An 8496-nucleotide genomic window follows, 5' to 3' on the forward strand; every position below is an offset into this window, starting at 1 on the left:
TCGAGCAGTGCTTGGCTTTTGAAGCGGCCCTCCCAAAAACGCCCCTTCACCCCATCCTCCGCATTGGCCCGGCGGGCGATATGCTCGTTAAGGGTGCGCATGAACCAGGACAAATCGTGCAACCGCTCCCGATAGACCTCGGCAAGCGATTCGACCTCGGCAACCTCCGCTTGACTCATCTCCGCCCGTGACTCAGAGAGATACCGCGTCACCAACAGCGGCCCGGTGAAGAGCCCCGTCCAGCGCCTCAGTACCTCCTCTACCGACCAACCCAAGGCCCGTTCCCGGTCGATACGCACCACGATGTGGTAGTGGTTACTCATCACCGCATAGGCGGCCACGTCGATGGCAAACAGGGTAGCAAGCTGCTGCATGCGCTCGACAATCCAGCCGCGGCGGTGGTCGAAATTCAGACCTGAGAGCTGGTCTTCCCCACACAGGAAAGCACGGCGCACACAACGGCAGACGCAATGATACCAAGGGGTGTCTTCAAGCGAGACGAGAGCGGAGCGGGGAGCGGTCATGGCAGATTTCCTGTGATCTTGGTGTCAGGAAGGAGCTTAACTTGGAGTGGGAAAGATGTCAAACAAAGTGGGTGTCCTTTTAGTTCTTCGTAGCCGCTCATTCGCTCCATAACTCGTTGTTTTAGATTGCAATAATGTGGGGATACCTCAGGGTCTGTCCCCGTTTTCCTATCTCTGTGCCCCCAATCTCTCGGCAAGTCATCGTCGATACCTGTCTCGCACGACTAGTTCAGAAACACTACCGGTACACCTTCTTTCCGCCCCTGCTGTCTTGTGTAACTTACGCCATGCACTTTGAGGCCCTGCTTATCCAGCAGTGAGATCAGGCCTCCCTTATTACCCAGGCGTGCGTCGTTACCTGTCAGGACGAAGGTTCGGGCCTCGTTGGCTGCCAACTGTCCAGTCAGTGGCTCTGTGCGCTTTTGGCGATCCATCAGAACCCAGCCCTCCAGGTCGACGGTGTCTTCACCCAGGTTGATCAATGTGACGGATTCCGCACCTACCTCTGACCCTCTTGGATTGACCATGGCGGATACGATGCGCACCAACGCGCCTTCAGACACGCCCGGTACCGGGGCAGCCTGATCGTCTTCACCCTCGCTGAAGCGGGAACAGCGATTGTCTTCGTTGGCCGCGCCGGTTTGGTCGTCTGTGTGCCAACACTGGGATTGAAAAGCCATGAACACAGCGGTCCAGCGATCGACATCTTGAAAGTGAATCAACAGACCACCGTCCTGCCAGACGCCGTCCGTCTCTTTGTAGTCGTCAATCACACTGCCCTGATTCATGTGCACCTGATGCAGGCCGCGCCCGTCGGCGAAGGGCTCACCAAACAAATACACCAGCGCACTCCGCGCCCTAGCTCTTTTCAGGATGTCTTCCAGCCGCTCGAAGAGATCGTTGTCCGCACCAGGTACATCGGAAGGGATGATTTCCATGTCCTGCGGCGCGAAGAGGTTACCCCTGATGTAATCCAGAGCCCCGGACTCGCCGCTATGGGACAGGAAGTGCAAGCCAGGCTGGGGAAATTTGTCTCCAAGCTGGTCTGCCAACGGGTGCTGCCAGTTCTCATCCACATGCACCAGAAGGTCGTTTCCGGGGAAATTCGGATCCGGATCCACAGACTGATTGTGCTTTGAGCGTACATTGATAGCTACTCGCCAGGAATGCAGCCCCGTGCCGACCCGTAGCATCATGTGGGGCGCACCGACCATGTCGCGCCAAGTGTCTTCGACCCCGCCGATCAGCAGGGCGTATCCGTTCTCCAGACCACCAGACCGAGGTGTGTCTGCGCGTTCCAGCATGGGTGGTGCTGGCAATAGGGCCGCATTGAAGAGGCTGTCATCCTGCAGCATTCCCTTTAGGCGCTCGATGTCGCCCGTAATCAACGGGTTGCGTATGCCGAGACGACCAGAAACCCATTCGTTATAGGCCAGCTCCCACGCCGAGGGCTCGTCCACCCAGGCCCAGCGTCGTAACACGGCCAAGTCCTCCTCATACAGTCCGTCGAGTTCATATACGAGGATCATGTAAAGCACGCATCTGGCCACATCCCCACGGGAGCGGCTTGGAATCACCCATTCCCGTTCTACATCCAGGCCTGTTGTGCCAACAGCGTTGGGATTGATCGGAATACGACCGGGACGGACGGGCTGGTCCCCCTCCGTATCGAACTCAAAGCTCGAACGAGTGGAATTCAGGCGAGCTCCTGCAGCAAGCAGGTTGAAAGGATTGGTCCGCGCGCCCTTGATGACGGAACGGGACTGGCCCCGGTTTTTTAACTGGGTCTCCAATACGGACTTGGGAATGACGTGTTCAATGCTGTGTCCATGGCGGTAGAGATTTTCAATTGGTACATTCGCGTAGACCGAACCCACCCAGCCAAAGTCCCGATCCAGAAAGAAAGCCCAGAAATTGTCGTACTTGTCCCGACCACTCCAGTCCTCGTAATCCTCGTTTGAGCCATAGGCTCCACCTGCCAGTTGAATGAACTCTTCACGGTACATTCGATTCCTCCAGATAGAACGTGACTAGTGAATTTCAGGTTCTCGCCGCCTGGGAAAAACACCCGCTATCAGTTACCCAGCAAGCGCTGCAAATAGTTCGCACTGCCGTCAGTCTGCAAACCGTCTCTCCTCTTTACCTTCGAGCCCTTCAAATGCTTCAGATTTGATCAATGCCTATTCTCTTTGAGCCCGCGTAGGGCGGGTAAGAGGCACACTTCCTGGCCGAGTTGGCCACTGTGATTAGGTGCCTCGTTACCCGCCGTCAGGTGGTGATCGCCACCCAACACGGCGTAGTCCGCTATCTTGCGTCGGGTTACGGCACACCAATCACCGCGGCCACCACAGGCGCGCCTTACCCGACCTACGCGGGCTGGATTTGCATTGTTATGTGCTTTGTTGCTCAAATCTATCCGATACATTATCAAACAGCCTTTTTCCATGTATAACCGCTACAATTGTGATTTGATTCTTCCCGATTTTGTATATTAACCGATAGCTATAGACAAAACGCTCTCTGATTTTCTCATCATTGATTTCAGGAACTTTTCTTCCAATATTTGGATGTTCTGAGATTTGCCTTGATGTTGCTAGTATTTTAAAAACAACAACCCTAGCATAAAACTCAGAATCTCTTCCAATATATTCAGCTATTGATTCGAGATCTTCTGTTGCTTCTGGCGACCAATTTACTGAGAGGCCCATCTGCTGAAATTCCTTTCAACTTCTTCTTGACTTAATGTGCCTTCAGTTTTTGCTCTGGATATTCCTTTTTGTATTTTTTCTATCACATATAGATGATATTGAACATCTTCAAGCGTGCAATCTTCTGGTAATGTATTTAAAAGTGATTTCACTTCTTCTTTTGCTGTATTCATAAAAACAACCTCATTGCTTTTTGCACATAACGGCTTGCGCATAACCGGCCCAAAGCTGTAGGGCAATATCCCCAAATCTAACTCCAACGGACCTGCGGAGCAACCAACTTTTTGCCCAATGCCATTAAGTTAGCTGCTGACCGCTCGTCGTGGTAGGTCAAGGATGCGGAAGAGAAAACTACGAATCGCGCGAATCCATTCGCGAGGATTCGCGTGATTCGTAGTTTTTCCTCTTTCTCGCCGACCGGTAACGCTTAACTTAACGGCATTGTCTCCGAAGCGGGGCCCGCAGGCCCCGCTCCACGCTTGCCGAGGGGATAGATTTTAAGTTGCAGACCCCTTGGCCCCGACGAACTCGGGATAGGCCTCCAGCCCGCATTCGCCGATATCCACGCCTTCCCACTCCTCTTCCTCGCTCACCCGAATGCCCATGATGAGCTTGATGATGAGCCAGGTGATGAAGGAGGTCACGAAGACCCAGCCCAGGATGGTCCCGAGGCCGATGAGTTGGGCGCCGATGCTCGCCTCGGCGTTGGTGATGGGCACTGCGAGCAGACCCCACATACCCACTATGCCGTGGACGGAGATGGCGCCCACTGGGTCGTCGATGCGCAGCTTGTCCAGGGTGATGATGGCGAAGACCACGATCAGACCACCGACGGCGCCGATGAGGGTCGCCAACAGGGGTACTGGGGTCAGGGGCTCGGCGGTGATGGCCACCAGACCGGCCAGGGCGCCGTTCAGGGTCATGGTCAAGTCCGCCTTGCCGAACAGTATGCGCGCCGTAATCAGGGCCATCACCAAACCACCGGCAGCGGCCATGTTGGTGTTGACGAACACCGCGGCTACGGCGTTGGCTTCGCCGATGTCGGAGACCTTGAGCTCCGAGCCGCCGTTGAAGCCGAACCAACCCAGCCAGAGGATGAAGGTACCCAGGGTAGCCAGCGGCATGTTGGCCCCCGGAATGGCGTTGATGGACCCGTCCTTACCATACTTGCCCTTGCGCGCCCCGAGCAGGAGCACGCCGGCCAAGGCTGCCGAGGCGCCGCACAGATGCACGACGCCGGAGCCGGCGAAGTCGTTGAAGCCGAGCTCCTCGAGAAAGCCACCGCCCCACTTCCAGTAGCCCTGTACCGGGTAGATGAAGCCGGTCATGACGACGGCGAACAGCAGGAAGGCCCACAGCTTCATACGCTCCGCTACCGCGCCGGAGACGATGGACATGGCCGTGGCTACGAATACCACCTGGAAGAAGAAATCGGCCATACCGGAATAATAGGTCTCCCCGTTACTGGCGAGTACCTTCTCGGCGGAGTGGTCGCCCCCGAACATAAAGCTCAGATCGAAGCCTGGGATGAGCCCGCCGGCGAAACCGTCGCCCGGATACATGATGTTGTAGCCCATGAGCATGTACATGGTGCAGGCGATGGCGAACAGGGCTATGTTCTTGGTCAGGATCTCGGTGGTGTTCTTGGCGCGGACAAGGCCCGCCTCGAGCATGGCGAACCCGGCGGCCATCCACATGACCAGAGCGCCGGAGAGGAGAAAATAGAAGGTATCGAGCGCATAGGCGAGTTCGGTTACTTTGGTTAGCGGTTCCACTCTGGGTAATCCTCTTGAAGATACGACTGATGCCTAAAGGGCGTTCGGACCGGTCTCGCCGGTGCGAATGCGGATGACTTGCTGGAGATCGAAGACGAAGATCTTGCCGTCGCCGATCTTGCCGGTGCGTGCGGTGTTGGTAATGGCCTCGATGACCTGATCTACCAGGGGGTCATCCACGGCAATTTCCAACTTGATCTTGGGCAGGAAGTCCACGACATATTCGGCGCCGCGGTAGAGCTCCGTGTGGCCCTTTTGGCGGCCGAAGCCCTTGACTTCGATGACGGTTATCCCCGAGACGCCGAGAGCGGCGAGGGCCTCGCGCACATCGTCGAGCTTGAATGGTTTGATGATGGCTGTAACTAGCTTCATTGATGGAAAACTCCGTGGTAAAGGACGGCCGTATCAGGACCGCCTCGGAATGCGTGGTCAGATAATCAGGGCCGGGTCGGCGCTGAAGTCATGGGGGACCCCGGTGCCGCCAGGACCACGCCGCGCCCTTCGAGCCTCTTGGAGCAGAGGGTATCTCCGGGGACACAGCGGCGATACCGGCTACAGGCACGGCACAAGGTAATCCATAAAGCGGTTTTTTGCACTTAGTATGCCAACCTATCCGGCTGTTCCTGAAAAACGATACTGAGTGGCAAATGTCGTTAATTCACAAGGGTCTGATGTGCACTCTGATCGAACACTCTGTGTAATTTCCCCACATCGTTGCACCATTCTGGTGCATTCAAGGTCTGATGCACTCAAGGCGGGCGCGCATCGGCTATAGCTTCCAGCGACCAGTCGCCGGCTGTTAGCTATTTTTGAGCCGCAAAGGCGCAAAGGTTTTCCGGAGGGGCACTCCCTGCAGGTGTCCAACGGCTCTGTTTTTCCCATATTCAAATCCGACCTGAGCTGTTCTGCAGTCTCATCGGAGCCGGATGAGTCTATATTTATCCGCAGATTACGCAGATTTTCACAGATTGTTTCATTCTTAATTCTTAATCTGCGAAAACCTGCGCAATCTGCGGATTCTAAGAAGAAAAGCGACGAATCGCACGAATCCGATTCGCGTGATTCGTAGTTTCTTCTCTTCGTTGAGGTTTCCAACTATTGGAAGCCGGCGATTATCCCCGGGTCCTTTGCGCCTTTGCGGTTCAAACTATCTCCCGGTCTTATCGGAACCGAGTGAGCCGTCGGTGGGTACAGCCGGCAGCTGGTGGGCACAGCCCACCCTCCCCTGCCAGCGACTGGTAGCGGGACCGAAAGACGCCCGGATGTTGGGTGTATAATAGGGTTTAGACAACAAGCCGCGAGGGTTCCTTTATATGTTGGTCCCCAAACAGTTGGATGACCTCGCCCAACGCCTCTCCGACAGCCTCCCCAAGGGCCTACAGGCGTTGCAGGAAGACATCAATCGCAATCTGCGGGCATCCCTCGAAGGGGGGTTGGCCAAACTCGATTTGGTCACCCGCGAGGAGTTCGATGTCCAGGCGGCGGTGCTCGCGCGTACCCGCGAGAAGTTGGAAGGGCTCGAGGCGCGGGTGGCGGAGCTGGAGCAAGGGTCCGGTTCCGGTGAGGGACTGCAACGGCAGTCCACCTCGGGCGAGTCCCCGAGCGAGTCGGTTCCAGGGTCCACTTGAGTCTCTGTGTCCTCAATAGCCGAGCGCGGGAGGGAATCCAGGCCCCGGCCGTCACCGTGGAAGTGCATCTCGCAGGTGGCCTGCCGGCGCTATCCATCGTCGGCCTGCCCGAGCTGGCGGTAAAGGAGAGCAAGGACCGGGTGCGTGGCGCCCTGCTCAACAGCCGCTTCCAATTTCCCATCGGCCGCGTGACCATCAACCTGGCCCCGGCGGACCTGCCCAAGGAGGGCGGGCGCTTCGACTTGCCCATCGCCGCGGGCGTCCTGGGTGCATCCGGTCAGCTCAAGTGTGACCTGCACGGCCGTCTGGAGCTGCTCGGAGAGCTCGCCCTCTCGGGGGACCTGCGCCCGGTGACCGGTGTCCTGCCGGCGGCCCTGGCGGCGCGGGATGCAGGAAGGGCGCTCATCCTGCCGCGCGAGAACGCGGACGAGGCGGCCCTGGTGAGCGGCCTTACCATCTATCCTGCGGAACACCTGCTTGAGGTCTGCGAACACCTTAACGGTACCGCCTTGCTGTCCCCATTCGAGCGCCCGAATCTGGCGCCGTCCGCGGTCGAGTATCCGGACTTGGCGGAGGTCCGGGGTCAGGAGCAGGCGAAGCGCGCCCTGGAGATCGCCGCAGCGGGTGCCCACAGCCTCCTGTTCCTCGGCCCCCCAGGGACCGGCAAATCTATGCTCGCCAACCGGCTGCCCGGTATCCTGCCGCTCATGACCGAGGGTGAGGCCCTGGAAGCGGCGGCCGTGCGTTCGGTGAGCGGACGCGAACCCTTCAACCCGCGAGATTGGCGCCGGCGCCCGTTTCGTGCCCCCCACCACACGGCCTCGAGTGTCGCCCTCGTCGGTGGCGGCGGCAACCCGCGCCCGGGGGAGATCTCACTGGCCCATCAGGGGATTCTGTTCCTCGATGAGTTCCCGGAGTTCGACCGGCGGGTGCTGGAGGCGTTGCGCGAGCCGCTGGAGTCCGGCCACATCCATATCTCCCGCGCCGCCCGCCAGGCCGAGTTCCCCGCCCGCTTCCAACTCGTGGCCGCCATGAACCCCTGTCCCTGCGGCTACCTGGGTGACGCCGGCTCACGGTGTACCTGCACCGCCGAGCAGGTGGCCCGCTACCGCGCCCGTATCTCGGGACCCCTGCTGGACCGCATCGATCTACACGTGGAGGTGCCGCAGGTGAGTGCCGGTCACCTCAATGCGCCCGCGGCGGATGGCGTCGAGACCTCTGCTCAGGTCCGGGCCCGGGTGGAGCTGGCGCGTGAGCGTCAGCTCAGTCGCGCCGGTAAATCCAACCAGTCGCTCACCCCCAGCGAGATCGACCGCACCTGTCCCTTGGGGAAGGCCACCCGCCAGCTGATGGGCCAGGCCCTCCAACGGCTTGGACTATCCGCCCGGGCCTACCACCGGGTGCTCAAGGTGGCGCGCACTATCGCCGATCTGGCGGCCTGCGATCGTATCGAGACCCCGCACCTGAGCGAGGCGATCGGCTACCGCAAACTGGACCGGGCCGGTCCGATGCGTTGACCATTATGCGCCCGGGGAATGATTGGTAACGACAGCTTTAAAATCTATCCGCAGATTACGCAGATTTTCACAGATGAAAAACGGGTAGTGCCTAATGTGTAGTGATGAACTCGCTACTGAGTCTTTTCCGTCTTCGATGGGATGACTACACGATCACTCCATATTGAGCACTACCGAAAAACGAAATAATCTGCGTAATCTGCGGATTAAAAAGGGATTTAGCGAGGTCTCCGGAGAGGTTTATACGCACTTGCCCCGATGGTCCGTCCCAGGGCGAGCGCGTATAAATCCTCCCGAAAACATGATCTTGTAGGTTGGGCAAGGGCCGTAAAGATGTGGTGAGC

Annotated in this window: 9 protein-coding genes; 2 read left to right on the plus strand and 7 right to left on the minus strand. The window is 58.1% G+C overall.

The window, feature by feature from the left end:
* The 6 genes from BQ17_RS10485 to BQ17_RS10510 form a co-directional block, all read right to left on the minus strand.
* On the minus strand, positions 1-524 hold a 524-nt coding region (locus BQ17_RS10485; protein ID WP_500784420.1), incomplete at its 3' end, for a transposase.
* 224 nt (positions 525-748) lie between these two features.
* On the minus strand, positions 749-2530 hold the full coding sequence (locus BQ17_RS10490) for a DUF2278 family protein (protein ID WP_089726837.1): 1782 nt from the start codon (positions 2528-2530) through the stop codon (positions 749-751).
* 384 nt (positions 2531-2914) lie between these two features.
* Complete coding sequence (locus BQ17_RS10495; RefSeq protein WP_089726839.1) at positions 2915-3232, minus strand: type II toxin-antitoxin system RelE/ParE family toxin; 318 nt, start codon at positions 3230-3232, stop codon at positions 2915-2917.
* Positions 3217-3405: a hypothetical protein gene (locus BQ17_RS10500; protein WP_089726840.1), complete on the minus strand. Its 189-nt coding sequence runs from the start codon at positions 3403-3405 to the stop codon at positions 3217-3219. The genes BQ17_RS10495 and BQ17_RS10500 overlap by 16 nt, the downstream gene beginning before the upstream one ends.
* Positions 3406-3729: 324 nt before the next feature.
* Complete coding sequence (locus BQ17_RS10505; protein ID WP_089726842.1) at positions 3730-5007, minus strand: ammonium transporter; 1278 nt, start codon at positions 5005-5007, stop codon at positions 3730-3732.
* A 33-nt stretch (positions 5008-5040) separates the two neighbouring features.
* Positions 5041-5379 (minus strand): P-II family nitrogen regulator, encoded by a 339-nt coding sequence (locus BQ17_RS10510; RefSeq protein ID WP_089726844.1) that lies wholly within the window; start codon positions 5377-5379, stop codon positions 5041-5043.
* Positions 5380-6320: 941 nt separating this feature from the next.
* Here BQ17_RS10510 and ubiK point away from each other — a divergent pair.
* Together ubiK and BQ17_RS10520 are read left to right on the plus strand one after the other, a co-directional pair.
* Positions 6321-6635, plus strand: a complete 315-nt coding sequence (gene ubiK / locus BQ17_RS10515; RefSeq protein ID WP_089726847.1) for a ubiquinone biosynthesis accessory factor UbiK — start codon at positions 6321-6323, stop codon at positions 6633-6635.
* Positions 6632-8152 (plus strand): YifB family Mg chelatase-like AAA ATPase, encoded by a 1521-nt coding sequence (locus BQ17_RS10520; protein ID WP_089726849.1) that lies wholly within the window; start codon positions 6632-6634, stop codon positions 8150-8152. The genes ubiK and BQ17_RS10520 overlap by 4 nt, the downstream gene beginning before the upstream one ends.
* A gap of 145 nt (positions 8153-8297) precedes the next feature.
* Here BQ17_RS10520 and BQ17_RS22610 read toward each other — a convergent pair.
* Positions 8298-8496, minus strand: a 199-nt coding sequence (locus BQ17_RS22610; RefSeq protein ID WP_218068215.1) for a hypothetical protein, incomplete at its 5' end; no start/stop codon positions are given.

The organism is Candidatus Thiosymbion oneisti, assembly GCF_900092655.1.
GTDB classification, from domain to species: domain Bacteria; phylum Pseudomonadota; class Gammaproteobacteria; order Chromatiales; family Chromatiaceae; genus Thiosymbion; species Thiosymbion oneisti.